This is a genomic window from Sporosarcina sp. FSL K6-1508, assembly GCF_038007465.1.
Classification (GTDB): domain Bacteria; phylum Bacillota; class Bacilli; order Bacillales_A; family Planococcaceae; genus Sporosarcina; species Sporosarcina psychrophila_B.
The window spans coordinates 559,217-584,982 of record NZ_JBBOXF010000001.1; the positions used below are offsets into that span (position 1 = coordinate 559,217).

Sequence of the window (25,766 nt, forward strand, 5' to 3'; positions counted from 1 at the left end):
GAAACTTCAATCAAAGGAATCAGTTTCTAGTAATGGCAAGTCTATTTCTTTTCTAAACTAAAAATAGGGGTGAAAATAAATCACCCCTATGAATCTTATGAATATCATTAGATTTTCAACTCAAAAAAACATATTCCTATTTATTCAGCGTCAATATAGCCCCACTTGTACTGAACTAGACCCAGTGGTGATACTTCAACGTTTTTGACATACTCTTTATTTGTCCACACGTTTGTATAGAAGTAGACTGGAGCTAATGGCAACTCTTCCATGAAGATGCCTTCTGCTTTACGCAACATCTCCTCACGGGCAGCAACGTCTGTTTCTACTCTAGATTCTTTCAGTAATGCCTGGTAATCGGCATTCTCCCAATTTGTATAGTTGTTTCCTCCAACTGTTTCGAAGATTTCCAAGAAGTTGATTGCATCGTTAAAATCGGCAATCCAACCCATACGGCCAACCTGGAAGTTGCCTGAACCCATGGAGTCAAGATATACAGCCCATTCTTCATTGTTAAGCTCAACGTTAACGCCTAGGTTCTCTTTCCACATATCTTGTACTGCTTGTGCAATGGAACCATGTGCTTCACTCGTGTTGTAAGAAAGCTTGATCGTAGGCAATTCAGTCAGACCCAATTCTTCCAAGCCCTTAGCCAAGTACTTCTTCGCTTCTTCTGCATCATTATCATTAAAGTAACCGGTTGCATTCTCTTCAAAGATAGAAGGTGGCACCAATGCCATCGCGGGCTGTTGCTCCGCCTGCGTGATATTCGTTACAATACCTTCACGATTGATTGCCATTGCAAATGCTTTACGAATATTTACATTTGTAAACGGTGCTTCCTCTACGTTAAATGCGTAGTAATAAACGCCGGCGAGTGGAGAAATATTCAGTAGTCCCTTTTGCTTATAATCTGGAATAGCTGCCAACGGAATAGAATCTGTCGGTGAACCCAACCAATCCAATTCACCTTGGTCATACATTTGTTTTGCAGTATTCTCATCATCAATCATAAGCATATTAATCGTTTCCAGTTTAACTGTGTCCGCATCCCAATAATCAGGGTTTTTCTTAAGCACAATGATATCCTTATGCTTCCAAGATTCCATTAGGAAAGGACCATTTGTTACATAGTTGTCGGATTGATCCTGAGCCCAACCAGCGTTGCTTTCCGCTACCTTCTGGTTAACAGGGAAGTACGTATAAAACGCAGTTAGTTCAAGGAAATAAGCTGTCGGTTGTTCTAATTCGACGACCAATGTATGATCATCCTCTGCCGTGATAGCTACATCGTCCAGAGAACCACCCTTTTCTTTGGCAGCTTCTGCGCCTTTGATCATATATAATTGGTATGCATAATCTGTCTCGGCATTGGCAGGATCTAGTACCCATTTCCATGCATACTCAAAGTCCTGTGCGGTTACAGGATCACCATTTGACCATTTTGCATCTTGGCGAATTTTGAATGTATACGTCAAGCCGTCTTCAGACATTTCGGCGCTTTCCGCCATCGCTTCTTCTACTTCTCCTTCTTGGTTGACACGCATTAAACCTTCAAATGTTTGGTTCAGCACTGCACCTGAAGTAGTGTCAGTCGCTAAGCCTGGATGTAAAGAAGGCGGTTCTGACTTAATATTTACACTTAGCTTCTGTTCTGGTGCTGGTTTAGCTTCCTCTGTCGCATCAGACTTTCCAGCATCCGTCTCTTCTGTTTTACTAGCATCTTCTTTCTCTTTGCCATCCCCTTCTTCGTCTCCGCTGCAAGCAGCTAGAAACAAACTCATAGCAAAAACCAAAACTAGAAGTAAAGGCCACCTTTTCATACTCATAAATGAAGTTCCCCCTTATTCTTTTTTGTTTTCGGTAAACTGAAAGTTCACAATTCACCTTAGAAGTTATTATACTACCGATTAATGAATATTCCAATACTTTAAAAAACATTCTATTTTCCGACATTTTTCCTCAATATCTTACAAATAAATTGATAGCAGAATACTTTAGGCGTTTCAAAATATCTAGAATAATTTATCACATATACAAAACGGTGGGTGTATGCTATTCTGTTATGCAGGCTTTTTAACACGTGGTTCGTAACCATCCCACGCAAAAAAACTAGGAGGAAATGAATAATGAAAGTAAAAACATTAACAACAAACGGAATTATTGCGGCTTTATATGTCGCCGTCACCTTTTTAATCGCACCATTCGGATTTACCCTTATTCAATTCCGTATTTCAGAGATATTTAACCATCTCGTCGTTTTCAATAAAAAGTATATTTTTGGTATTGTAGTCGGTGTATTTAGTGCTAACTTGCTATTTTCACCAGTAGCGGTTGATATTATTTTCGGAGTACTGCATTCAGTAATCGCCCTCTCAATAACGATCTTTTCTGCAAAGTTCATTAAAGGCATCTTCAAACGAATGCTTTTTAACACTATCGTCTTTACGCTCACAATGGTAATCATCGCATTTCAACTTAGCTTTTTTGCAGACATCCCAGAATTTAATGGACTTCCGTTTCTTATCATCTACCTAACACTTGCAATTGGAGAATTTGTCGTTATGGCTATCGGAATTCCTATCATTCACGCTCTGAATAAACGTCTGAACTTCGAAAAACTTATTTAACATAATCATCCTCTCCATTTCACTGCTCATAATTGAAATAGAGGGGATTTTTCAGGGAGATGTATCGATGTATATCACAATTCAAGAAGCTGCTGAACACCTTGGCATGCCCATCGAACAAGTCCAAAAGTATGTGAGGGAAGGCCGCATCCGCTCCGTTCATGACGGCAAGCAATTCCTTATTAATAAAGATCAGTTCGGACTCTATTTGGAACAGCTTGAACTATTGAAACACCAAATCGACGAATGGCGTAACGAGCCGATTCCGCCCGATCGCGATATTAAAGATGAAGATTGAAAAACAGCTGAAGACACAAATGTCTTCAGCTGTTTTGCGATAACTCTTAGATTGGGTTGCAGTAAAGTTCTGTCCATTCCCTATTTAATATAGAAAGAACTCCACCATTTTCTCAAAAAAATCATCTAACTGTTTTACATCAATCCATAATCAATAAAAGCTCTATGCTAATAACTATACGCGACACAGCGATATGAATGGAAAATACTATAAAGGGGAATACTTTATTCACTGATTGGTTGCTTTCATTTTACTTTACTAGTATAGTTAGAAGCTGTTTCGAAATTAACTGCTCCACGAGGGGGATTCATGAAGAAAATATCAAATGTCTTTTATATCACAATCGGTCTGATTATTTTGACCGTCGGGTATGGCGCGTTAGCACCTGAAAGTTTTGAAGCGGTCACAACAAACGCCAAAAACTTTGTTGCATCGTCTTTCGGCTGGTATTATATGCTACTCATGTCATTTATGTTAGCACTCAGTTTCTTTTTCATTGTTAGTCCGTTTGGCAAAATCCGACTTGGAAAAGATACGGACCGGCCACAGTTTTCGACAGTTACATGGATTGCTATGCTGTTTTCTGCCGGAATGGGTATCGGGCTCGTCTTTTATGGGGCTGCTGAACCGTTATCGCACTTCGCGATCAGTCCTGCTTCGGAAGATCCAAATACGGATGCGGCGTTCAAAGAATCATTACGTCAGTCTTTCTTCCACTGGGGGATCCATATATGGGCCATGTACGGGGTCATTGCATTATCTCTAGCCTTCTTCCAGTTCCGTAAAGGGGAACCGGGATTAATTTCAGCAACATTGAAGCCGATATTCGGTAAAAAAATGGTTGGCCCTTGGGGTACTCTCGTCGATGTACTTGCCGTTTTCGCAACAGCGTTCGGCGTCGCTACATCACTCGGCTTCGGTGCTGTTCAAATTAATGCAGGCCTCAATTACTTATTTGGTATTGAAATCAATATCACTTCGCAATTTATAATTATCGGCGTCGTTACGATCCTGTTTGTTGCATCTGCATGGTCGGGGTTAAGTAAGGGAATCAAATATTTGTCGAATACAAATTTAGTCCTTGCTCTCGCACTGCTTGGATTCATCGTCATTCTCGGTCCAACATTGCTAATTTTCAATATGTTTACTGATTCGTTCGGTGGTTACTTTTCCCATCTCGTCCAAATGAGTTTTGGTACGGCACCATTAGACTCTACCGATCGGAAATGGCTTGATAACTGGACGATTTTTTACTGGGCATGGTGGATTTCATGGGCACCGTTCGTCAGTATGTTCATTGCTCGTGTTTCAAAAGGCCGGACTATTAGGGAGTTCATGATTGGCGTACTTGCGGCACCTACACTCCTTGTCACATTCTGGTTCTCAGCATTCGGCACAACTGCGATTGATATCCAGAAAAAAGGACTGGTCGATTTAACAATACCGAGTACAGAACTGACAATCTTTGAAATGTTTGATGTAATGCCCATGTCGTTCATCATATCAATTTTCGCGATTTTATTGATCGTATCGTTTTTCGTTACCTCAGCTGATTCAGCGACATTTGTTCTTGGCATGCAGTCAACGAACGGTTCGTTGACTCCACCGAATAATGTCAAACTCATTTGGGGCGTCATTCAGTCTACGATTGCTCTAATTTTGCTGTCTGTCAACGGCCTCACCGCCTTGCAAAATACGATTATCATTGCAGCCTTGCCGTTTTCCTTCGTCATGCTGCTCATGGTTGTCGCATTAATCAAAGCGTTGAAAGCTGAATTAAAGCTGATGAAATTAAAATAATAACTTGAAAAAGCGATTCCATAGATGGAATCGCTTTTTTCTAACTATATATGTTGAAATAAAGAACTCCATTGAATCCGCTGCGGCGCTAGGGGATGCCTTCGCTCGGTTTATACATCGGATTAAATACTTCAAATTATATAGTAACAAGAACCTTTTCACTTTTCCTAATCATCTGGAGGAAATCCCCGACCATTGCACTTGCCGTCGGGTACATACCTGCTCCAGGACCGGCAAGTGTGAGTGCACCGAGATAATCGGTCTCGACAATGATTGCATTGTTCACGCCATCGATGCCATACAACGGATGATCGATACCAATAAGTACCGGTCCAACACTTCCGTGCACTGCACCCTTTTCATCAACTGAAATGTCAGCGACGTGCCGGTAACGAAGTTTGCTTTTTGAGGCATCTGCTACATCTTCAATAGTGACCCTATCGATTCCTCCGACCGGAACATCTTGCCAATTCGGCTGACTGCCGAATGCAAGCGCACTTAAAATCATCAGCTTCCGGAATGCATCTTTGCCGCTTATATCGTCCGTCGGATCCGCTTCTGCATAACCGAGCATCTGTGCTTTATGAAGCGCAGCTTTAAACGGTATTCCCTCTTCCCGCATCTTCGTCAAGATGAAATTGGAGGTTCCATTTAAAACCCCTCTTATTCGTCGCACACGATCTACCGGTAACAAGCTTGCCACCGTTCGGATAATCGGTACGCCGCCCGCCGTTGTTGCTTCATATCCGAGTTGAACTCCCCTGAACTCTGCATGTTTCAGTAGTGCCGGACCATGTTTTGCGAACATCGTCTTATTTGCTGTTACAATATGAAACCCTTTTTCGATTGCGTCAGAAAGATAGGTATAAGCGGGCTCTTCTCCAACAATCGCCTCAAAAACAAAATCGATTTCCTGGTTTGACAGTATTTCCTGGATGTCATCCGTTATTTTCGTTCCAGGTGTTGCCAGACGTTTCTTTGCTTTATCGCGAACCAGAATGGAGACGATTTCGATAACACATCCTGTTTCCCGCTTAATCTCTTCTTTTCTTTCATTTAAAATCCTGTAAATCCCTTCACCTACAGTGCCGAAGCCAAGTAGAGCGACTTTGATTGACGGCATACCGCCACCTCCATAGACTGTTTGATGACGAGTCCCCATTTTTCAAATTCCACTAAGAAACTTTCATAACCATTTTTTGTATTGACCAAACAATAAATTGAGTTGGGAATTAGATGGACAAATGTCCGAATCTCTCCCGTCGGATATATGGGGTCGTCTGTAAACGCAAATGCCACCATTTTTGCGCTTATACGGCGGGAAGCTATTTCAATGCCTCCCCGTCCACGACCAATATCATGTGTATTCATGGCTCGAATTAAAGGATAAAAACTCTCCATGTCGCTTCTGCCATTTTCAAACGGATATAGCATGCTGCCAATGTTAGTCGATTGCGGTGTCGTTGCCATCGGAAAAAGAATATCCATATCTTCCGGATATAAAATTCCCCATTCAAGTACACGCATTCCACCGAGCGAACCGCCAATGATCGCCCGCAATCGGTTGACGCCCAGTACCGTCAACGCTTTCCGTTCGGCATGCACCATATCACGGATTGTCACTTCGGGAAACAAGTTTCTATACAGTTCTCCTGTAGTCGGATTAACTGACAAAGGTCCTGTCGATCCGTCGCTTCCGCCAAGAGCATTAAAAGAGATGACAGAAAATTCATTTGTATCGATACTTTTTCCTTGGCCGACAAGACCACTCCACCAGCCCGGGCATTCATCCGTTCCAACTGTCGCGTGACTTCCTGTCAAGGCATGACAAACAAGTACATGGGGTGCATCTAGCCTACCCGTTCTTTCATAAGCAAGCTGTACATTTACCAAGATGATGCCAGATTCCAATACCAGATGCCCGATTTCCACTATTCCCGTCTCCACGATTGTCACGCCCTTTCTTGTCGCCAAAAAATCACACTGTTACTGGTACCGCTAGTTCAATCGCTTGTGCAAGGTCTGCAATGATATCTTCCACTGATTCAAGACCAACCGATAGCCTGATTAATTCTTCAGTCACGCCTGACTTTTCCAAGTCCTCTGGTCCAAGCTGCTGATGCGTCGTTGAAGCAGGATGTATAATCAGTGATTTTGCATCTCCGACGTTCGCAACATGCGACCATATTTTGACGTTATCTATTACGTTTCGACCAGCTTCACGTCCACCTTTTATACCAAATACAATAATGGAACCGAAGCCGTTTTTCAAGTACTTTTTCGCAAGGTCATAAGATGGATGATCTTCATTGCCAGTGTATGTTACCCATTCAACAGACGGGTGTTGTTTCAGAAACTCTGCTACTTTGATGGCATTTTCATTATGTCTCGTCACACGCAGATGCAGTGTCTCAAGTCCTTGAAGGAAGTTGAATGCACTGTCCGGGTCTAAGCAAGGCCCAAAGTCACGCAATAGTTGAACGCGCAGTTTAGTGGCAAAGGCCGCGCCTGCTGTATCAATTCCGTAACGAAGACCATGGTATGACGCATCCGGCTCAGTGAAGCCCGGGAACCTTCCTTGTGTCCAATCGAATGTACCCGCATCAACAGCTACTCCACCAATCGTTGTACCGTGTCCACCAATCCATTTTGTAGCAGAGTGAATGACCACATCTGCACCAAACTCAATCGGATTCGAACCATAAGGCGATGCAAACGTACTATCTATGAGAAGTGGAACACCTTGTTCATGCGCAATGTCCGCAACCGCTTCAATATCCAAGACATGAAGACTTGGGTTACCGATTGTTTCTGCGAATATTGCTTTTGTTTTATCTGTAATTGCTGTGCGGAAGTTTTCAGGATCTGTTGCATCGACGAATTTCACATTGATGCCGTAACGTGGAAGTGTGGCGGCGAATAGATTATACGTACCGCCGTACAAGTTGCTTGCTGCAACAATTTCATCGCCTGCACCTGCAACGTTCAAGATGGAGAATGCGATTGCCGCCATGCCGGATGAGAATGCAACTGCCGCCGTGCCGCCTTCAAGAAGTGCAATACGCTCTTCAAAAACTGCAACGGTTGGATTTGTGATTCGCGTATAGATATTGCCTGCTTCTTGCAATGCAAATAATTTTTGAGCATGTTCTGTATCCCGGAATACGAAAGATGAGGTTCTGTGAATTGGAACTGCGCGTGAACCTGTTACAGGGTCCGGTTTTTGTCCGCCATGCAGAAGAAGTGTTTCGGGTTGAAGTTTTGTCATCGTCATTACCTCCAGAGTTTTTTTAGATGGATGTGATTGTGATGTGCGGAGGCGTTGGGGGTATTTTCGGAATAAAAAATAACCCCCTTCGCTTAAGAAGAGGGTTACGCTTTCGCTTATTCCTCCCCTTATCTTTCAGACCGTTCACACGAATCTGTAGGAAGTAGCACCTTTGCAAGTTGGTCGCTTGCTGGTTGCCGGGCATCGCAGGGCCTATTCCCTCCGCCGCTCTTGATAAGAGTTTGTGATATTCAGTTTTCCATCTTGTGACATAGTATAGTAGATGTTCCAATACTATGTCAAGCGTTTATTGAATAATATTTCTGAACCTTGTGTTTACCTCGAATGTTATAATGAATCTATCGTTATTTTGGAGGAATGAGTATGTGGTTATGGATTGTAGGTGTGCTGATCTTTGGCTATTCTATCGGTTGCCTGCATGGATCGGGCGTTGCACAGAAAATTTCGGGCATTAATCTGAAAGAAACCGGTGTGAAAAATGCCGGTGCTTCAAATGCGACCATAGTTCTTGGAAAGAAATTTGGTGCACTTGTTGCAGCTATCGACATTGGAAAAGGTGCAGTAGCTGTCCTATTTGTGCAATACTTCGCAGAAAACGCGGAACTTCCAGGAGACATTATAGCTTTACTTTTATTCCTCGCAGGTGCTGCAGCTGTGATCGGACACAATTTCCCGTTTTATATGAATTTCAACGGTGGAAAAGGAACTGCGACAGTGATTGGCGTACTACTTGCCATCGACTGGAAAATTGGACTTATTGGATTCTTACTGTTTGTTATCGTTGCACTGGTTACAGATTTCCTCGTCTTTGGTGTGCTCATGCTTTATGCGACACTTATAGCGATGGCGGTATGGGCAGACGGATACTGGCCAGTTGTGATAGCAGCTTTGTTATTTTTCACCGCCATTTGGAAACATATAGAGAATTTCCAGCGGATGAAAGAGCGTAGTGAGAAGCGCATTTCAGCGGTGTTTAAAAAGAAAAAATAAAAAACTGAGGACTCCTATTAGGAACTCCTCAGTTTTTATTTTAAAAGAGTTAACCTTGGTTCATTCGTTTTCTTTAAATACTTTTTTTATGATTGTAATAATGAAGTCTACATCTTCATCGGTACAAGACAGAGGCGGGCTCAGCGCTAGAATATTATTAAAGCCTGCAACTGTATCACCGTTTCTCCCGATGATAAGGCCATTCGCCTTACATTCTCCAATAATCTTCGCGACACGGGCATTGGAAGCAGGCTCTTTCGTTTCCTTGTCCTCAACGAGTTCGATCCCTAAGAGGAATCCAAGACCACGGATATCACCAACAAACGGATGATTTTTTAAGCTTGCCAGCTCTTTCAGAAGACGCTCGCCAAGTTCTGCCGACCGTTCGACAAGATTTTCTCTTTCAATGATCTCAAGGTTCTTCAACGCAACCGCACAAGCTGCCGGATTCCCACCAAAAGTATTGACGTGACGGAAATGGCTGTTCTCTTCACCCGTATCAAACTTCTCATAAATGTCTTTTCGGATAGCCGTTACTGATAGTGGTAAGTAAGCACTCGTTAGTCCTTTTGCCATCGTAATAATATCCGGCTTCACATTAAAGTGCTGATGACCAAACGCTTTGCCAGTACGACCAAATCCACAAATAACCTCATCAATAATTAGAAGTACACCGTGACGTGTACAGATTTCCTGGACCTTCTCCAGATAAATCGGATGTGGAATTAAGATGCCACCACCTGTAATAAGCGGTTCCATAATAATCCCGGCGATCGTTTCCTTCTGTTCCCAAATGATCTTCTCTTCAAACTCTTGGGCGCGCTGTATATTGTATTCCTCAATTGATTGTCCAGCAGGTCTGCGGTAATTATCTGGTGGTGCAATGTGTAAGAATCCCGGTGCAAGCGGTTCATACTTGTATTTCCGGAGTGCTTGACCTGTCGCCGCCAATGCCCCCATTGAACTGCCGTGATACGCACGATAACGTGAAATGAATTTATAGCGAGATGGCTCACCGTTTTGCTGATGGTATTGGCGCGCAAGTTTAAATGCTACTTCATTGGCATCGGATCCACTGTTGGAATAAAATATTTTGTAATCGTCACCGAGCATTGCATTCAACTTTTCAGCCAATTCAATTGCCGGTTTATGGCTTTGTGTCATCGGTACATAGGCCAACTTTTTCATCTGTTCATATGCTGCTTCTGCCAATTCCTCACGGCCATACCCGACGTTTACACACCAAAGTCCCGACATTGCATCTAGGTAACGATTGCCATTATGATCTGTAATCCAGGCACCTTCCCCGCTCTCCACTACCATTGGCGGGTTCTTTTCATTGTAGGCAGAAATATGGTGCCAAACGTTCTCCCGGTCTATCTCAACTAAGGTTTTTGTCGTTTCTTTTGAAGTAGTCATTTCATCCGCTCCCCTCTATTTTAAATCTCATTCCTTAGTATTAGTGACGTGCCGTCAACATTTTCTTCCGTGTGTAAAACTCGATTCCATCGCGGCCATTCGCGTGCAAGTCTCCGTAGAAAGACTTTTTATAACCGGAGAACGGGAAGAATGCCATTGGAGCTGGAACGCCAAGGTTAACACCTAGCATCCCCGCATCAATTTCTTCTCTGAACTGGCGGATTGCCTTCGCGCTGTCTGTAAATAAACACGCTCCGTTTGCAAACTCTGATTTATTCGCAAGGTCGATTGCTTCCTCTAAAGTATCCACTCGTACAATGGACAAGACAGGAGCAAAAATCTCTTCTTTCCAGATTTTCATTTCCTGAGTGACATTATCAAAAATTGTCGGTCCAACAAAATAACCGCCTTCAGAAGTGGACTTATCTCCGCGTCCATCACGCAATAGTTTGGCACCTTCTTCAATGCCTGATTCAATGTAACCGAGTGTCTTATCTTTATGTGAATCCCTTATGACCGGTCCAAGGAAGATTCCTTCTTCTAGTCCATTACCGATAGTCAGTTTATTTGCCTCGTCTACTAACTTTTCGACAAGTTCGTCTGCAACATCGCCAACCGCAACGACGACCGCACAAGCCATACATCTTTCCCCTGCAGATCCAAAAGCTGCGTTAATAATATTCGTGACCGTCAAATCCATATCCGCATCCGGCATGACAATTGTATGATTTTTCGCGCCTGCTAATGCTTGGACACGTTTGCCATTTGACGTTCCGGTTTTATAGACATATTCAGCAACTGGCTGTGAACCTACAAATGATACCGCAGGAATATCGGGGTGATTAAGAATACCGTTTACGATTTCATGAGCGCCATGTACGATATTGAATACGCCATCGGGCAGCCCCGCCTCATGCAGCAATTCTGCAAGACGGTTTGCTAGGAGAGGCGTCCGTTCTGACGGTTTTAGGATGAAAGTATTTCCACTCGCAATGGCAAGGGGGAACATCCAGCAAGGCACCATCATCGGAAAGTTGAAAGGAGTAATTCCCCCAATGACCCCTATCGGATACCGGTACATTCCCGACTCAATATTCGTTGCAATATCAGGAAGCTGATGGCCCATCATTAATGTTGGAGCACCTGCCGCAAACTCGACACACTCAATCCCGCGCTGCACTTCTCCGTAAGCTTCAGCATAGTTTTTACCGTTTTCAATCGTAATAATTTTTGCAAGTGCTTCCCAGTTTTCTATTAGCAATTGCTGATATTTAAATAGAATTCTTGAACGTTGAGGCACAGCGACTTTCTTCCACTTTTCGAATGCTTTTTTCGCTGATTCTACCGCCTTGTCCAAATCTTCCAGTGTTGAAATAGGAACTTCTGCTAGGATTTCTCCCGTTGCCGGATTCGGTACCTCTTCATATTTATCTGTCGTTGATTTTACCCATTGTCCATTAATAAAGTTTGTAAGCGTTTTCTTTTCCACTGCTGTAATTGTCATTTTTATTCCTCCTATCCTATTTCCCTTGCTAGTTGGCTCTATTTTCGCTAGACTTCATAATATACTTTACAAACAATTTGAACTATTTTCAATTTACACTTTGTCTATTCATTAGCCAATTAATTTAACGTTATGGAGGTCATCACCATTTATGAATGATTTAAGACTAACTGTCCGCGATGTCCTTTCCCGGGATTCGTTTAAATATGCGAAAGTCATTGCAGGACAAGAAGGACTAGACCGTCAAGTAAAATGGTCCCATGTATTAGAAGTAAAAGAATTCGAGGCCTTAATAAACGGAGGAGAGATGATCCTGACTACAGGAGTAGGCTTACAACTCGACCTTCCAAGCCAACTGAAGTATGTAACGAGCTTGATAGAAAAAGATGTAGCTTGCCTTTGTATAGAAGTAGGTCCTTACTTCAAGAAGATTCCACCCGAAATTATCGATTTAGTAAACAATCATGCATTTCCATTCATCATTTTTGAGAAAACCGTAAAATTTGTTGATATCACGCAAGATCTTCATACATTTATCATTAATCAACACCATCAGATGCTTTCACAACTCGATACCTTATCGAGGAAATTCATTACACATTCTCTTGCCCCCAATGGTATTTTGAAGATTCTTCAGGAACTGAACCAATTTTTCCTGCATAATATTCTCCTCATTACCGATGAGGCGAAACCTTATTATTACCCATCGGAGATCAAGGTGTTGGAAACGTCCATCCGGTCTCACCTTGAAAGTTCCCCATTAACAAATAATGGACAGAAAATTCTTACACTCAACGATCGAGATTTTGCCCTTATGCCTGTTAGTGGGTTAGGACAAATTTTGGGACATCTATTCCTCGAAGTAACAGAACCACCGTCAGATGAATTCCCATTTCTCATTTTAGACCGCGCTGCACTTGCCATTGCTCAAATTTTATTACGCAATCGTACAATTGAAGAACGCAAACAGAATAACGAAGATGAATTTGTCCGAAGTTTATTGAACGGTAAAGATTTCGAAGAAGAAGACCTTCATACGTATCTGCCTTCTACAAGTCGAACTATGAATTTCAGGATTTTCATTATACAGCTGAATATAGAGGAAACAAACCATGGCGAGGGAGACTGGGAAGAGATAAAGTTGCAACGATCAATGATGATCCGAGCTCTTTTCAAACGTAATAGTTTTTTCCCCGCGGTTTCTTCCTACAAGAATGAGATTGTAATCATTGCTTCGTTCATTGCCGCAGATCATCTACTAAGCGAGACAGTACGTTTCTCTCAAATCATCGAAACCATTGGTAAGATGAAGGACAATACCTTAATTGACGGTACTAGATGTACGGTCGGAGTTAGTACGGTCTACAAAGAGGTAACGGATGTAAAAAAAGGTTACGAAGAAGCAAATAAAGTTTTACAAATGCAGGAATCCGGCATTTGTGAGACGTATTTTTATGAAAACTTAGGTATTTACAGACTCCTTCTATTAGTAGAGAACAACGATTATCTAAAAACATATATCCTAGATTACTTATCTGCCATTTTCGATTATGATCAGGAAATGGATAGCAATCTCTTTGAAACACTTTGTATGTATCTCGAATGCGGCGGATCGAAAAAAGAGACTGCGGACCGTCTTTTCATCGTCAGGCAGACACTTTACCACCGCCTTGAAAAGTTGGAATCACTTTTAGGTAAAAACTTTATGGAACCGTCTAAGCGTCTTGCGCTTGAAAGTGCTATCATGGCTTCTCGATTATTGAAGGATAAGTAAGTTAAAACCGGTTGCGCTAGTACACGTAAATCGGTTTTCATGTTCAGAAAATCGACAGAGATAGCGTAGTCATGTACTTATTTAACACTCCGTATAATTTAAATTCATTTCATCTTACAACTTGTCCATAATTTTTTAGTTTCATTTCTGTATGATTAGATTAAATAGTTGAAAGATTATTCAGTCACAATTATTGAAACCGCTTACACTTAACTGAAATTCATTATTTTCATAAGGGGGAATGTACATGTCTAATCCACAAGGACAATTAAACCCAGATTTAAAAATCCGACACATCAGTATGATTTCAATTGCAGGTGTCATAGGAGCTGGGCTGTTTATCGGAAGTGGGGCAGTAATTAACTCTTCTGGCCCAGGCGCTATTCTATCCTACGCATTTGCGGGGACAATTGTTGTCTTAGTCATGCGAATGCTCGGTGAGATGGCAGCTGCCCATCCAACAAGCGGGTCCTTTTCGACCTATGCAACCGAATCGATCGGGCCTTGGGCAGGCTTCACAATCGGATGGTTATATTGGTTTTTCTGGGTTGTCGTTATCGCGATAGAAGCAATTGCTGGCGCAGCAATTATGCAGTACTGGATTCCTGATTTCCCACTTTGGTTAATGGCATTGATTCTAACCGTTTTATTAACACTGACGAATCTTTTTTCAGTGAAGTCGTTCGGGGAATTTGAATATTGGTTTTCCCTCATAAAAGTGGTTAGCATCGGTTTGTTCCTCGTTCTTGGACTTTGTGTACTTTTCGGATGGTATCCGGGCGTAGAAGCTCCCGGAACGGTGAACCTTTTAGGGGCAGGCGGATTCATGCCGACCGGTTTTGGTTCTGTCTTGCTGGGAATTACAGTAGTCATCTTTTCCTTCATGGGAACTGAGATTGTCACGATCGCAGCCGGCGAATCAGATCATCCGGCAAAAGCAGTCCGGATTGCGACGAACAGCGTCATTTGGCGAATTCTAATCTTCTATATCGGGTCTATTGCACTTGTAGTCACTTTGTTGCCTTGGAATTCTGCTAATCTTCTTGTCAGTCCATTCGTTGCGGTTCTCGATTATGTCGGCATACCTGCCGCTGCTCAAATTATGAATTTTGTCGTCTTAACCGCAGTTCTCTCTTGCTTAAATTCGGCATTGTATGCAAACTCACGCATGTTGTTTGGAATGGCACAAAAAGGCGATGCGCCAAAAGCATTTTTAAAGTTAAGCAAAAAAGGTGTCCCTATACGAGCGATTCTATTCAGTACACTCTTTTCATATATCGCGGTCATCTTTAGTTATACCTCTCCTGACAAGATATTTTTGTTTCTCATCAATTCTTCAGGAGCTGTTGCACTGTTGGTATACCTTGTCATCGCATTTTCGCATCTGCAAATGCGTAGAAGACTTGAACGGGAAAACCCTGAAGCACTTCAAATTAGAATGTGGCTATTCCCTTATCTGACGTATGCAACCATTTTCGTCATTGCAGGAATCTATATTGCAATGCTCGTCATTGACTCATTAAGGGTTCAAGCCGTTCTCACCTTACTGATTGCAGGCGTGACCGTCGCTTGTTATTTCATCTTTGCCCGCAAGAAAGACGGTCTCGGTGAATTGAAGAAAGGTATAATACAAGCGTCTTCTAGGACGATTCGCTAGTGAAAAATGAACAACCTGAGTCGTTCATATGGACGAAACCGGTTGTTTTTTTTCTATACAGTATTTAATCTTACAGGCCATTCCAATGATTCATTATAGAATATGTGCCTATAATTTTCTTAGTATTATCTGTTATTTTCTTTAACAAGTCTCATAACCCCCTAGAAAGTGGCCAGATATGAGAAACGCCGAAAAGCGGAAGGAACGTTTTAAAGTTTTGAATCAACGGCATTTAAATAATACAGTTCCACAATCGGGCGCAATTCTGGAGTAAGGATCTACGTCTATTCAGTTATAGGGCCATTAAGAGGAATAAAATGTGACATTTCTTTTTGATACTCGTCTAAGTCTTAAAGGTGGAAGGCGACATTGAAAAATAAGATCATTTTACTGTGCTTCATTGTAACAAACGGTTTATTGTTTGCTTGTAATTCAGAGAAAGCTGAGAATCCGAAGAATGAAATTAAAACAACTTTTGTTGGTACAATTGAGGAAGTTCACGGTAAAACCGCTACTGTTGTTGTATCGGATTCTGCAAACAGTGAACTGGCAGGCCGCACCTTTGAAGTAGGACTATCAGTGTATCCTAATGAAACATTTCAAGCAGGCGACAAGGTAAGGGTAGAATATGATGAAGTCATGGAAATAGCTCCACCGGTTGTAAACGCTCTTAAGATAGAAAAAATGAAATAACTTCAAGAGGACAACTAACGGACGTAGTTGTTGAAGAAACATTCTGCCAGAATAGGGCCAGATTATTAATTTATAAGGAGTATTTTAATGTTAATATATTTTACGATTTTCTCTGTTTTTGTGTTTTCCGTGATAATGAGTGCAATCGTAGGGTTTTTAGTTTACCAAACAGGTTACAGATTCTTACCTTCCACGGTGATTAGGCATATATTAGGAATCGGAGTAGCAGTACTCATAGGTTGTTTGATGACAAATCTGTTACTTTTCGGAATTTGGTACTTTTACGTAGCTGTTATAGGCGTGGCGATAATTTTATATATTGTGTTTATTAAATCGTCAATTAACACCGAGCAGAGGTAATTCTGCAAACGGGCGTTTTCGCAAAATAAGCATTCGCCCATTTTTGCTTGATCGGGCCAGATTGTGGGATAAAGTCATATTTTAATGGAGGGATAGACAATGCAAATGCCAGTACATATTGTTGCTGCGGGGGGCTTTGTTGAAAATACCAAAGGGGAAATATTATTAGTAAAAACCCGTCGAGATGGTGATTGGGTATTTCCTGGAGGTCAAGTGGAGGTCGGGGAAAACTTAATAGATGGGGTAATCAGAGAAGTTAAAGAGGAAAGTGGAATTGACGTTAAAGTATCCCATTTGGTAGGGATTTACTCTAATACAGCAACATATGAGGGCCATAGCGGTGTAAAGATAGTACCCACAAAAGTTATGTTTGATTTTGTATGTGAACCCGTAGGTGGGAAGTTGACAACATCGGATGAAACATCAGATAGTCGCTGGGTTAGTAAAGAGGAAGTTCTAGATATGGTCTCAACCCCCGCACTACGTACACGCTTTCAAGCATATTTAGATTATAACGGAAGTGTCCATTATATGGACTATATAACTAAGCCACAATTTGAATTAAAACTTGAAAGAAACATATAAGAAAAATTAATTAGCTATATATGTTGAACAAATGACTACGGCGTATGAGCTTTACAATGGATAGAATCAAAAGTCTTGCTAATATCGCTTCGCCGCTTTGTGGATGCCTCCCGCGATAAGCCGGAAAGGAGAGCACTTTCAGTCTTATCGCTCCGGCTACCACGAAGACGCGTCTTCGCTGGATAGTCTATTTGATAAAGCGCATTTCGTTTTCAGGGATGAGACCTACAACCTGGAATGCCATAAATAAATCGATCGAATGTGATCAACGAATGTCCCAATACATGTGGGATGAATTAGAAACCCTACTAATACCGCTTCGGCGCTTTGTGGATGCCTCCCGCGATAAGCCAGAAAGGAGATCACTTTCAGTCTTATCGCTCCGGCTACCACGAAGACGCGCCTTCGCTGGATGGTCTATGTGAGAAAGCGCATTTCATTAGCTGTGATGAAATTTGCAACCTGGAGTGCGTCTTTCTTGACTATAAGTAGGATCAACTAGTAATTACCTTATAGTCTCGGCATATACATCTCAAAATTACATTTCTCTCGATAATGAACACCCCAGCGCCAAGCGGTCTACAATCCACACTCCGAATTACAACTCTCTCATTATTGAGCGCCAAAGCAGATTCAATGGGATTCTTTAATTCAACATATATAGTACATTTATTTACTCACCAGTATTAAACAAACGGGAGCGATTGTGGAAATTTAGAGCTATAAAATGATTAACCTTTATTTTAATACCACATCCCACGCATATTAATGTACAAACCCAAATCTAACTTAAGTTAATTTCAACATATGTTAAGTTAGATTCAAATGAGCAATGAAAAAATGCACGAATAAAAAAACAGTTTCATCCCTTGCTACACAAGGGATGAAACTGTTTTTGTGAATCTAACATATTTCTATTGTGTTAGATTCAGAATTTTTTCAGAACACATAAATAGATTTGCTGCACTAATTCAAGATTGGATGCTGCGTACACCCCTAGTAGACATAACACCCGATATCCTCTATTAAATGAGCGATACCGGATTTCGTTTATATTTATTTCCTTCTAAAAATCTAGCCATATCTTAATAGCCGTCCCTAAAATCAGTAATGCCAATATCCATTGCAATGCTTTCGTATTCATCTTTTGACCGATTTTTGTTCCCAGAGGGGCTGCTATAATACTTGCAACAATCATGATGGCAGCAGGTCCATACAACACTTGATCGGTCGCGATTTTCCCGATGGCTGAACCAATTGAAGAAATAAAGGTGATTGCGAGAGAAGTCGCAATAGTTATCCGCGTTGGGATCTTCAAGATCACTAACATAATGGGCACGAGGATAAATGCACCTCCCGCTCCAACAATCCCTGCTCCAATCCCAACAATGAACGCAAGTGTTGCCGCCAACCATTTGTTGAATTTCATTTGATCAGCAGGAACGTCATCCACTTTCTTTTTCGGGATGAACATCATAATTGCAGCAAGCGTTGCCAATATCCCATAAACAATGTTTACGGATCCTTCAGACATCGCTTTTGATCCAAAACCGCCTATAAAGCTACCAAGGATTATACTCGAACCCATGTATAGCACGAGGGTTTTATTAATGTAACCACTTTTGCGATAAGCCCACACCCCTGAAATCGTCGCGAAAAGCACTTGAATGACGCTTATTCCAGATACTTCATGGGCTGAAAATGCAGCCATTCCAAGCAGGGGCGGTATATATAATAATATCGGATAGTTTATGATTGCTCCGCCGATTCCGACCATTCCGGAAACGAACGAACCAACAAATCCAATTAAAAATATCGTAATAATAAACGCAAAATCCACTACTTTTTCCTCCTTCCAAAAGGAGAAGGGGTACCTAGTAAATAGACACCCTTCCATTTCACATTAGCCTTTTTTAATCCAAAATTTAAAGATACCGCCTTCTTCTTTATGTTCAAGCAGGTCGTGCCCGCCAGACTTTGACCATGCAGCCAAGTCAGCGACGGAACCTTTATCGGTCGCAAGGATTTCCAATACTTCTCCTGTTTCCATTTCCTTCATTACTTTTCTTGCACGCACGACCGGCATTGGACAAGCCAATCCTTTCGCGTCTAATACCTTGTTTGCATTCATAAATAATCTCTCCTCTTTTTCTAATTTCTTCTCTATATAGACCGAACTAAAGATTTCACACTACACGCTTCGGCTCTCGCGGATGCCTCTCGCGATAAGACAGGCTGCGGGTTTAAAAGAATTCTTCGTTTCAACCTATCTGACTGCACAGCGATTTGGTCCGATTTCCATTTCACGTTGTGTATCTTCATCAGGCGTTATTTTCCCCATATTTATTTCACGGATTTGTTGGTAAGCATTTGGTTGTGGTGGTAAATTCCCAGTCACCATTTCTCTGAATTCCACTTCATCTTTAATATTCAAACCTTGGTTTTCAGCAAATAATGTACCCAGTTTTTCAGATACACTACCGTCTCTATTCAATTCCTCAACAATCATAAAGTGCGCAGGGAGGACAATGAGCTCCTCTGATAATTCTTTATATCGTTTGTACAATGACTCCCGCAAATCACCAACCCAATCTTCAGCTAAACCGGCAAGGTCAGGACGTCCGATTGAATCGATGAACAAGATATCACCGGAGAGTAAATACGTGTCATCCACTATGAATGATGTAGAGCCAATCGTATGTCCAGGTGAATACAAAGGCTGAATCGCAATCGTCGTATTTCCAATCTGAATGTTGCGTCCTTCTTCCAATGCTTCAAAGGCAAACGTCACTTCACTAGCGTCTTTTGGTGGCAACCAGTACGTTCCACCTGTTGCCTCCGCAATTTTACGCCCCCCCGAAATATGATCCGCATGAAGGTGCGTGTCAAGGCTATGTGTGATTTTGACATTCAACGTCTTCGCAAAGTCGATGAATACATCAGTCATTCGTGTCGCGTCGATAATTGCTGCCTCCCCACCCGAAACGATCATGTACGACAAACACCCTTTGCCGATGCGTACGAATTGATATAGCTCCCCACCGTTCTTCAAATCACCAATTTTCACCGGTTCCAAATGTTCACTCCATGCTTTCATGCCGCCTTGTAAGTAATGGACGGCGCGTCCTTCTTCCGCAATCATCTCCGCAACCATAATGGAAGATCCTTCTTTCGCGCAGACAACGACAATATCTTGATCTGTCGGCAGTTGTTGCAGGATCTCTTCAACTCCATCAAGTAAATCGAAATAAGGGATATTGAGATATTGAATGTTCTCTCCTTCAATTTTCCAATCTGCAAATGCTTCTTCATTACGTACGTCTAGAATAAAAAACGGTTCCTTTTTCACTACTTTCTTCGCTATTGTACTGGCTGTCATTGGTTGAACTATCATCTGTATACCCCCTCTAGTAATTTCGTTCATTTATTACACAAGTTTTTCCATAGGCCCGTTCCAATCGCTCATGCCAGGCACGACGTTTTTCACTCTTGAAAAACCCGATTCAGCAAGTTTTCGAGAAGCCGTATCACTGCGATTTCCTGTACGGCACACGACATATATTTCCGCCTCTTTATCCAGACTTTCGAGCTCACTTTCAAGGTCCCCAAGTGGCACAGACTTAGCCCCTGGAATATGATTGAATGCGTATTCTGCAGATTCACGGACATCGAGCACAAGCGCTTCACGGTTCTCCTCTAAAACAGCTTGCAGTTGTGCATTTGATACGATGTGTGGGTGTTTTTTCTCAATTTTTTCTTCCTCACTTGATTTCCGTATATAATGCGTAAGAATTCCCGCGTCTTCAGTCGTGCCGAGATAATAATGGCCGGAACCCTCAGCCCATGCCTTTAAATCAGCCGTAGATCCTTTATCAGTTGCCTGTATCTCCAATACATTTCCCGGTTCCAATTCTTTCATGAACTTTCTCGTTTTGACGATTGGCATTGGACAAGCCATCCCTTTTGCGTCAAGAATGAAGTCAGTTTTTATCATATCCTCTTCTCCTTTTACTTATGCCCGTATGGGTATATTATATTTCAAAAAAATATTACTCTAGCTGACCTTCCCAGTCATTCATACCGCCAACCATATTTACTACTTTAAAACCGTGCCCCTCAAGCAGCTGTACAGCTCTTCCGCTGCGTCCCCCGGATCGGCAAACCATTGTGTACGCGATCCCTTTATCCAATTCATGCATACGGAACTCCAATAATCCTAACGGAATATGAATAGCGCCGGGGATTTTTCCTTCTTTCACTTCGTCCACTTCACGCACATCAATCAGGTGAATCGTTTTGTTCGTATTTAACATTTCTTGAACTTCTATTGGTGTTATTTCAATCATCTTAAACCCTCCAATTTAAATAAATAAGTTTACATTGCCTTCCTGGGCATCACCAAGATACGCCGCTACTCCGGCATACTCGATACCATCCAACAGTTCATCCTGTTGAAGTCCAAGAAGATCCATTGTCATCGTACAAGCAACAAGCTTCACGTCTTGTTCTTCAGCCAGTTCAATCAGTTGCGGAAGTGTCAGCGCATTGTGCTTTTTAATGACATGTTTAATCATTTTAGGACCCATTCCAGCAAAATTCATTTTGGAAATACCCATCTTATCTGCACCGCGCGGCATCATTTTGCCAAATACTTTTTCTAACAAGCCTTTCTTTACTGGAACCATCTCTTCCTTTCGAAGCGCATTCAATCCCCAAAATGTATGAAATATCGTTACTTGGTGATCATAAGCTGCAGCACCATTTGCTATGATGTACGCCGCCATTGCTTTATCATAATCTCCACTGAATAATACAATGGTAGTTCTCTTTATTTCAGTCAATCAAATCATCCTTTATCTAATTACCCGGCGGGGTATAATTTTTATTAAAAAGAAAAGAGTCCACTGTTTCATCGACTCTTGACTAGTAACTCTACTGCTTCTTTTACAATATCCTCTTGTGTTCTTGGATCACTTTCATCCATTTGTTGTATACATTCAATTAGATTGGAGCTGACGATAACACCAATCGTTCTATCTATTGCTGAGCGTGAGGCCGATAATTGTGTAATGACTTCTTTACAATCTTTATTGTCATCCATCATTCTTAGAATGCCTTTAATTTGGCCTTCAATCCGTTTTAATCTATTTTTCATTTTGTCATCGTATTCCATGCTCATCACTTCCTTTTATTTATGCTATGCCAAAACTATATACCCCAGTAGGTATAATGTCAACCCCTTTGCTTTTAGTAAAGTAAAAGTTATTGAAACGTAGGAAAAGCTATTTAAATCAACTTTCCTGCAAATTTCGTTAAAATATGGTATACTAATAGTAGACAACATGTGAAATATCGTTTACGGTTAGTTGTTTTCCATCTTCATCTACTTTTTGCTTCGGGTTTCCCCAAAGCACTCTTTAAATAGATGGCAAGATGAGAATGGATAATAGGGGGAATTCGAATGGCTTTTCCACGCAGGGAAAAAGAAGTATCGGATTTTGTCGCAGCGCGCAAAATCGATGAAGAGATTTCATTTGTCCGTAATGATCACGAAGTAAATGGTACTATTTTTAAAATACTCGAGAATTCCGTTATCGTTGAAATCTCTTCAAAGGACGCTGAACTTATTGGCGCCGCATCAAATCTCACTGTTGTTTCACATAAGAATTACTCAATCGTTTAATAAATAGGTAAGAAAAGTACAGAGTGGGCGGATTCTAGACGCTGACTCGTGTTGAAAAAGTATATTTTCTTATCTTTGCAAAAAGGCATTCGCTCTACAAGCGATGCCTTTTTTCTATACCCCAACAAGTCAAAAAAAGTAACGTACATATATATATCCCGAAAGAATGAGTAAAATTGTTCCTCCAAATCCTGCAATGAACGGCTTCATGCCCGCACTACGGAATGCCTCGAACTTAACGTTCAATCCTAGGCCTGCCATTGCCATCGCCATTAAAAGATAAGCGAGCGTGACAAATAACGATGCAACAGCTTCTGGAACAATCCCAGTAGTATAAAGTGCACTCACTGCAAGGAATCCGAAAATGAACCACGGGATTGGGAGTGTCTTCAAGTTGAATTTCTCCCCAGACTGTTTATTCTTCCGTGACATCCAGATTCCAATTCCCCCCGCAACAAAGACCAGTAACATGACACGAGTCAATTTCACGACAAGTGCAAAATCAAGTGCTTCTGCTCCGCCGGCATCCGCTGCTGCAACAACATGCGCAATCTCATGAAGTGTCCCACCTGCAAACATCCCAAATGCCTCACTTGAAAATCCTAATATCGGATACAACAACGTATAGACAAATGTGAATAGCGTTCCAAGAATGGCAATGATCGCAACACTAACTGCAGTCTGTTCAGGTTTTGCCTTTACTTGAGAGCCTACCGCGACAATAGCTGCTGCCCCGCAAATGCCCGTTCCGCAAGCGGTTAGGAAACTAATTGTTTTATCAGCCCCAATCGCCCTTGCAATTCCATATACAGCCCCGATTCCAATTAATACACTACCCGCTGCCAGTATAAATGCTGGCCATCCAGCAGACGCGATATCCCCTAAATTCAATCGCATGCCAAGTAGGATAATCCCCGCGCGTAGCAGTTTTTTCGATGAAAATGTAATACCGCTTTCCCACGCTGCACGAACAGGAAAAAAGGAATTCCATAACATACCGATCAGTATCGCAAATACAAGTGGACCGATTAATGAGATATATGGTAATGTTGTCGCCAGTTTTGAGAGGATTGCGATGAAAAACGTCAATCCGATTCCAATCCAGAATCCTTTTTTCACGGCTATACCTCCTTCCATTTCATTCAGTATAATCTGATATCATCGATCAGTAAAATGAGGATATATGATAAAATTGATTAGCATTACTAATCGATCGGAGGATACGACCATGCTCCTAGAAGAACTAAAAACATTTGTCGCTGTAATTGAAAAAAAGAATTTTACTAAGGCCGGCGAATCGCTACATATATCTCAGCCAACTGTTAGTCTCCATATCAAACATTTAGAAGAAGAACTGCAAGCCTCCCTGCTAATTCGTGCGAATAAAACATTTCACATTACACCTGCCGGAGAGTTTTTATATGAACGCGCGATACAATTGCTTCATCTATCAGAACAAACGAAAGAAGAGATACTATGGCAACATAAGAAGGTAAGCGGCAGTCTCCGAATCGCTGCAAGTTACACAATCGGAGAATCTGTATTGCCCGAAATACTTACGAAGCTCCATCGTAAGTATCCTGATTTACATGTAGAAGTTGCAATTGTCAATACCGAAGACGTGGAAGTTGCCGTTCGCGAATTCAGGGCAGATATCGGTTGTATCGAAGGGAGTGTACAAGCGAAAGGTCTCATCATCCAACCATTCATGGAAGATGAACTTATCTTAGTCGCGGCAAGCGGACATCCATTAGCAAGTATTCACCCCTTTAAAGGAACCGACCTTCAAACTTCTCACTGGGTCATGCGAGAAGTTGGTTCTGGTACACGAGAATATACGGATTATTTACTTCAATCAATTGGCCATATCAAACCCTCGAAAACTGTTATTGGTTCAAATGAAGGTGTAAAAAAAGCAGTTCTATGTGAGCTAGGTATCGCAGCCGTTTCCGTTCATACTGTGAAAGCTGAACTTGACAGCGGGCAGCTTGTACAATTAAAGGTTCATACGCTCCCAAAAAAACGAACTTTCTCAACTTTGTGCTCGCCGCTGATGGCTGAAAAAAAACATGTTACAGTTTTTTTGAAAGAGCTTCAATCTGAATAAGAAAAGCTCCAGTGGCCTTGGGAGAGGCGACAGGCATAAGAAAGGCTGGCAATGCAGCGTTCTTGGCTGCATAACCAGACTGACTTATGACCCGAGCCTCTAGGCGCTGGAGCTAGACAATAAGAAAAGCTCCAGCGCCTTGGGAGAGACGGTGGAGCTGAATACTGCTCCAGGTTAAAAAACTATATTTTTCTTTTGAAAAATAAGTAAACCACTACAGCCGCTCTCTAAAACAGTATGCCCAAAAAGGGTTTCTCCTCCCCTTTCCCGAAAAGTAGTAGGAAAGGGGGTTGTCCTTATGTTTCGAAATCTGCTGCTTGCTGCAATTATCTTGATGGGAATTGTTTATATTTTCTTTATCCCTGCTGATCCTGTCGGCTTCAAAATTTTAATGAAACTGATTCCGATGGCGCTTATTATCCTGTTTGCAGTAACGGCAAGATCTCTATTTTCTCGTACATACAAACGCATCATTATCGCTGGACTATTCGTTTGCATGAGTGCAGACGGTGTTCTCTATTGGTTCTTACCTGGACTTATCACTTTTTTCATTGGGCATGTTTTTTATATCTTCGCTTTCCATCATGCCGGAAGGAAGTCCGTGCCAATATGGGTAGCTGCTCCTCTTCTCCTTTACGGCGCAGGCATGGCTATTTGGGTAGCTGGTTCACAATTTTCTGCAGGACAAACCGTGCTCGGTATTGCCATTATCGCCTATATAGGCGTTATTTTAACGATGGGCTGGATGGCGATTCGTACTCGATTGAAACTTGCAATTATTGGGGCACTGTTGTTCATTTTCTCAGATTCCGTTCTTGCAATTGATCGGTTCGTTTACGCCCTCCCATACCGTGATGCATTCGTTATGGTCACCTATTATGCGGCGCAAGTCTTCATTGCAGCCAGTATCGGAAGCCGTGTAGTAAAGTATTCCGTAAACCGTAATAATCTGATAAGATAAGGGAATCAGTACTTTA

General features: G+C 41.8%; 26 protein-coding genes and 2 riboswitches. Of the genes, 12 read left to right on the forward strand and 14 right to left on the reverse strand.

Annotated elements, in window-relative coordinates:
* Window positions 1-140: 140 nt before the first annotated feature.
* The gene (locus MKZ11_RS02430; RefSeq protein ID WP_340792472.1) at window positions 141-1,829 is read right to left on the reverse strand and encodes a peptide ABC transporter substrate-binding protein; all 1,689 of its coding nucleotides are present in this window, start codon (window positions 1,827-1,829) and stop codon (window positions 141-143) included.
* A 248-nt stretch (window positions 1,830-2,077) separates the two neighbouring features.
* Window positions 2,078-2,122: riboswitch (PreQ1 riboswitch) on the forward strand.
* Between the two features lie 7 nt (window positions 2,123-2,129).
* Here MKZ11_RS02430 and MKZ11_RS02435 point away from each other — a divergent pair.
* From MKZ11_RS02435 to MKZ11_RS02445, 3 genes are all read left to right on the forward strand, one after another.
* The gene (locus MKZ11_RS02435; RefSeq protein ID WP_340792473.1) at window positions 2,130-2,630 is read left to right on the forward strand and encodes a QueT transporter family protein; all 501 of its coding nucleotides are present in this window, start codon (window positions 2,130-2,132) and stop codon (window positions 2,628-2,630) included.
* 67 nt (window positions 2,631-2,697) lie between these two features.
* The gene (locus MKZ11_RS02440) at window positions 2,698-2,928 is read left to right on the forward strand and encodes an excisionase family DNA-binding protein (RefSeq protein ID WP_340792474.1); all 231 of its coding nucleotides are present in this window, start codon (window positions 2,698-2,700) and stop codon (window positions 2,926-2,928) included.
* A gap of 309 nt (window positions 2,929-3,237) precedes the next feature.
* The gene (locus MKZ11_RS02445) at window positions 3,238-4,728 is read left to right on the forward strand and encodes a BCCT family transporter (protein ID WP_340792475.1); all 1,491 of its coding nucleotides are present in this window, start codon (window positions 3,238-3,240) and stop codon (window positions 4,726-4,728) included.
* Window positions 4,729-4,864: 136 nt separating this feature from the next.
* Here MKZ11_RS02445 and MKZ11_RS02450 read toward each other — a convergent pair whose 3' ends face one another.
* The 3 genes from MKZ11_RS02450 to MKZ11_RS02460 are packed head-to-tail and all read right to left on the reverse strand — an operon-like array spanning window position 4,865 to window position 7,996.
* The gene (locus MKZ11_RS02450; RefSeq protein ID WP_340792476.1) at window positions 4,865-5,851 is read right to left on the reverse strand and encodes a homoserine dehydrogenase; all 987 of its coding nucleotides are present in this window, start codon (window positions 5,849-5,851) and stop codon (window positions 4,865-4,867) included.
* Entirely contained in the window at window positions 5,809-6,702 is an 894-nt protein-coding gene (locus tag MKZ11_RS02455) for an alpha/beta fold hydrolase (RefSeq protein ID WP_340792477.1), read from the reverse strand. Before MKZ11_RS02455 ends, MKZ11_RS02450 begins: the two co-directional genes overlap by 43 nt.
* 4 nt (window positions 6,703-6,706) lie before the next feature.
* Entirely contained in the window at window positions 6,707-7,996 is a 1,290-nt protein-coding gene (locus MKZ11_RS02460) for an O-acetylhomoserine aminocarboxypropyltransferase/cysteine synthase family protein (RefSeq protein WP_340792478.1), read from the reverse strand.
* Window positions 7,997-8,121: 125 nt separating this feature from the next.
* A riboswitch (SAM riboswitch) is annotated at window positions 8,122-8,237 on the reverse strand.
* Window positions 8,238-8,380: 143 nt separating this feature from the next.
* On the opposite strand from MKZ11_RS02460, the gene MKZ11_RS02465 reads away from it, so the two are divergent.
* Window positions 8,381-9,007 carry a glycerol-3-phosphate acyltransferase gene (locus MKZ11_RS02465; protein ID WP_340792479.1) on the forward strand — a complete coding sequence of 209 codons (627 nt, stop codon included), beginning with the start codon at window positions 8,381-8,383 and terminating at the stop codon, window positions 9,005-9,007.
* Window positions 9,008-9,067: 60 nt separating this feature from the next.
* On the opposite strand, the gene MKZ11_RS02470 is transcribed toward MKZ11_RS02465, so the two are convergent.
* Window positions 9,068-10,426 (reverse strand): aspartate aminotransferase family protein, encoded by a 1,359-nt coding sequence (locus tag MKZ11_RS02470; protein ID WP_340792480.1) that lies wholly within the window; start codon window positions 10,424-10,426, stop codon window positions 9,068-9,070.
* Between the two features lie 40 nt (window positions 10,427-10,466).
* On the reverse strand, window positions 10,467-11,930 hold the full coding sequence (locus MKZ11_RS02475; RefSeq protein WP_340792481.1) for a CoA-acylating methylmalonate-semialdehyde dehydrogenase: 1,464 nt from the start codon (window positions 11,928-11,930) through the stop codon (window positions 10,467-10,469).
* 151 nt (window positions 11,931-12,081) lie between these two features.
* Between MKZ11_RS02475 and MKZ11_RS02480 the strand changes: the two genes are divergently transcribed.
* The 5 genes from MKZ11_RS02480 to MKZ11_RS02500 all read left to right on the forward strand — a co-directional run bounded on the left by MKZ11_RS02480 (window position 12,082) and on the right by MKZ11_RS02500 (window position 16,999).
* Window positions 12,082-13,704, forward strand: a complete 1,623-nt coding sequence (locus MKZ11_RS02480) for a PucR family transcriptional regulator (RefSeq protein WP_340792482.1) — start codon at window positions 12,082-12,084, stop codon at window positions 13,702-13,704.
* A 247-nt stretch (window positions 13,705-13,951) separates the two neighbouring features.
* On the forward strand, window positions 13,952-15,361 hold the full coding sequence (locus MKZ11_RS02485) for an amino acid permease (RefSeq protein ID WP_340792483.1): 1,410 nt from the start codon (window positions 13,952-13,954) through the stop codon (window positions 15,359-15,361).
* A 369-nt stretch (window positions 15,362-15,730) separates the two neighbouring features.
* Complete coding sequence (locus MKZ11_RS02490) at window positions 15,731-16,054, forward strand: hypothetical protein (protein ID WP_340792484.1); 324 nt, start codon at window positions 15,731-15,733, stop codon at window positions 16,052-16,054.
* An 87-nt stretch (window positions 16,055-16,141) separates the two neighbouring features.
* Window positions 16,142-16,414 (forward strand): hypothetical protein, encoded by a 273-nt coding sequence (locus tag MKZ11_RS02495; RefSeq protein ID WP_340792485.1) that lies wholly within the window; start codon window positions 16,142-16,144, stop codon window positions 16,412-16,414.
* Between the two features lie 99 nt (window positions 16,415-16,513).
* Window positions 16,514-16,999 carry an NUDIX hydrolase gene (locus MKZ11_RS02500; RefSeq protein WP_340792486.1) on the forward strand — a complete coding sequence of 162 codons (486 nt, stop codon included), beginning with the start codon at window positions 16,514-16,516 and terminating at the stop codon, window positions 16,997-16,999.
* A 1,066-nt stretch (window positions 17,000-18,065) separates the two neighbouring features.
* On the opposite strand, the gene MKZ11_RS02505 is transcribed toward MKZ11_RS02500, so the two are convergent.
* The 7 genes from MKZ11_RS02505 to MKZ11_RS02535 form a co-directional block, all read right to left on the reverse strand.
* Window positions 18,066-18,839, reverse strand: coding sequence for a sulfite exporter TauE/SafE family protein (locus tag MKZ11_RS02505; RefSeq protein ID WP_340792487.1), 774 nt, complete (start codon window positions 18,837-18,839; stop codon window positions 18,066-18,068).
* A gap of 63 nt (window positions 18,840-18,902) precedes the next feature.
* The gene (locus tag MKZ11_RS02510) at window positions 18,903-19,130 is read right to left on the reverse strand and encodes a sulfurtransferase TusA family protein (RefSeq protein WP_340792488.1); all 228 of its coding nucleotides are present in this window, start codon (window positions 19,128-19,130) and stop codon (window positions 18,903-18,905) included.
* Window positions 19,131-19,265: 135 nt separating this feature from the next.
* Complete coding sequence (locus tag MKZ11_RS02515; RefSeq protein ID WP_340792489.1) at window positions 19,266-20,393, reverse strand: MBL fold metallo-hydrolase; 1,128 nt, start codon at window positions 20,391-20,393, stop codon at window positions 19,266-19,268.
* 33 nt (window positions 20,394-20,426) lie between these two features.
* Entirely contained in the window at window positions 20,427-20,993 is a 567-nt protein-coding gene (locus MKZ11_RS02520; RefSeq protein WP_340792490.1) for a sulfurtransferase TusA family protein, read from the reverse strand.
* Between the two features lie 55 nt (window positions 20,994-21,048).
* Window positions 21,049-21,345: a rhodanese-like domain-containing protein gene (locus tag MKZ11_RS02525; protein WP_340792491.1), complete on the reverse strand. Its 297-nt coding sequence runs from the start codon at window positions 21,343-21,345 to the stop codon at window positions 21,049-21,051.
* A 15-nt stretch (window positions 21,346-21,360) separates the two neighbouring features.
* Window positions 21,361-21,840, reverse strand: coding sequence for a DsrE/DsrF/DrsH-like family protein (locus MKZ11_RS02530; RefSeq protein WP_340792492.1), 480 nt, complete (start codon window positions 21,838-21,840; stop codon window positions 21,361-21,363).
* 68 nt (window positions 21,841-21,908) lie between these two features.
* The gene (locus MKZ11_RS02535) at window positions 21,909-22,172 is read right to left on the reverse strand and encodes a metal-sensitive transcriptional regulator (RefSeq protein ID WP_340792493.1); all 264 of its coding nucleotides are present in this window, start codon (window positions 22,170-22,172) and stop codon (window positions 21,909-21,911) included.
* Between the two features lie 288 nt (window positions 22,173-22,460).
* On the opposite strand from MKZ11_RS02535, the gene MKZ11_RS02540 reads away from it, so the two are divergent.
* Complete coding sequence (locus MKZ11_RS02540) at window positions 22,461-22,682, forward strand: DUF2187 family protein (RefSeq protein WP_149581345.1); 222 nt, start codon at window positions 22,461-22,463, stop codon at window positions 22,680-22,682.
* Window positions 22,683-22,811: 129 nt separating this feature from the next.
* On the opposite strand, the gene MKZ11_RS02545 is transcribed toward MKZ11_RS02540, so the two are convergent.
* The gene (locus MKZ11_RS02545) at window positions 22,812-23,819 is read right to left on the reverse strand and encodes a YeiH family protein (RefSeq protein ID WP_340792494.1); all 1,008 of its coding nucleotides are present in this window, start codon (window positions 23,817-23,819) and stop codon (window positions 22,812-22,814) included.
* A 46-nt stretch (window positions 23,820-23,865) separates the two neighbouring features.
* On the opposite strand from MKZ11_RS02545, the gene MKZ11_RS02550 reads away from it, so the two are divergent.
* Window positions 23,866-24,789: a LysR substrate-binding domain-containing protein gene (locus tag MKZ11_RS02550; RefSeq protein ID WP_340792495.1), complete on the forward strand. Its 924-nt coding sequence runs from the start codon at window positions 23,866-23,868 to the stop codon at window positions 24,787-24,789.
* A 298-nt stretch (window positions 24,790-25,087) separates the two neighbouring features.
* Complete coding sequence (locus tag MKZ11_RS02555) at window positions 25,088-25,750, forward strand: lysoplasmalogenase (RefSeq protein WP_340792496.1); 663 nt, start codon at window positions 25,088-25,090, stop codon at window positions 25,748-25,750.
* The last annotated feature ends 16 nt before the right edge of the window (window positions 25,751-25,766 follow it).